This window comes from Nocardioides sp. AE5, from assembly GCF_031844485.1.
In the GTDB taxonomy this organism is placed as follows: domain Bacteria; phylum Actinomycetota; class Actinomycetes; order Propionibacteriales; family Nocardioidaceae; genus Nocardioides.
The window spans coordinates 1-1,399 of sequence record NZ_JAUZVI010000027.1 but is presented as its reverse complement, the minus strand read 5'-3'; the positions used below and the strand labels follow the sequence as shown (position 1 = coordinate 1,399).

Genomic DNA, 1,399 nt, shown 5'->3' with positions numbered 1-1,399 from the left:
GGTGACGTCCCGTCTGGTGGTGTAGTTCTCGGACGTCTCGCCCATGGGGTGAGCCATCGTGCGATGGTCAGTGAGAACCGACCAAGGAACTCACAGAAAGACACATCGCACGATGGCTCTTGACCAGTCTGCCCTGCTTGATCTGTTGACCCAACTGAAGGCCACTGAGGTGACCGACCGGGTCCGGACAGCGACCGAGAAGCTCTACCAGGAATTGATTGATGCCGAAGCGGCCGCGTTCATTGGCGCGGCCCCGTTCGAGCGGAGTCCGGACAGGATCGTTCACCGCAACGGGACACGTTCCAAGACGATCACGACGACGGCTGGCCAGTTGGATCTGCGGATCCCGAAGCTGCGTCAGGGCAGCTTCTTTCCGTCTCTGCTGGAGCGGCGGCGCCGTATCGACCAAGCCTTGTTCGCGGTCGTCATGGAGGCCTATGTTCACGGCGTCAGCACTAGGAAGGTCGACGACTTGGTGCGGGCGCTGGGCGCCGACACGGGCATCTCCAAGTCCGAGGTCTCCCGGATCTGTGCTGATTTGGATGAGGACGTCGCCGCGTTCACCAACAGGTCGTTGACCACCACGACGTATCCGTACGTGTTCGTCGATGCCACCTACTGCAAAGCCAGGGTCGGCCGGCAAGTCGTGTCCCAAGCGATCGTGGTCGCGGTCGGTGTCGCAGCTGACGGACGACGTGAGGTCCTGGGCTTCGACGTCGGGGATACCGAGTCCGAACCGTTCTGGACCGACTTCTTCCGCTCGCTGAAAGCCCGTGGCCTGTCCGGAGTCCGGCTCGTGGTCTCCGACGCGCACAGCGGACTGGTGGCCGCCATCGGCACCTGTTTCCAGGGCACAGCTTGGCAACGATGCCGCGTCCACTTCATGCGCAACGTCCTGGCAAAGGTTCCCAAGGTTGCCGCCCCGATGGTCGCCGCGATCATCCGCACGATCTTCGTGCCGCGCGGCAAACGTGAACTCGTGCACGGCCAGTTCGACGAGGTCGTGGCCATGCTGACCCGCTCCCACCCAGCCGTCGCCGAGATGCTCGACGAAGCCCGCGAGGACCTACTGGCGTTCACCGAGTTCCCGCCAGCGCACTGGCAGCAGATCTGGTCGACCAACCCGCTGGAACGGCAGAACAAAGAGATCAAACGCCGCACCAACGTCGTCGGCGTCTTCCCCAACCCCGCAGCCCTGCTACGCCTGGCCGGCCACGTCCTGATCGAACAGCACGACGAATGGAACAGCGCCGACCGACGCTACTTCAGCGAGAACTCAATGAAGCTCATCGGCACCAACTTCGAGGAGGTCAACATCGCCGCCATCGACGCGGCCTAGACTCACAACCACTGACCCGCACGGTGTCGAGAAACTCCACCACACAGCGGGACGTCACCC

At 63.1% G+C, this 1,399-nt stretch carries 1 protein-coding gene; it reads left to right on the top strand.

The window, feature by feature from the left end:
• The first annotated feature begins 112 nt into the window (after nucleotides 1-112).
• A complete protein-coding gene (locus Q9R27_RS18700) occupies nucleotides 113-1,339 on the top strand; it encodes an IS256 family transposase (protein ID WP_311253919.1) in 1,227 nt (408 codons plus the stop codon).
• Nucleotides 1,340-1,399: the final 60 nt, after the last annotated feature.

Bases quoted from the DNA above. Each gene is read 5' to 3' on its own strand.
- Q9R27_RS18700 (WP_311253919.1), top strand. From the start codon at position 113: ATGGCTCTTGACCAGTCTGCCCTGCTTGATCTGTTGACCCAACTGAAG.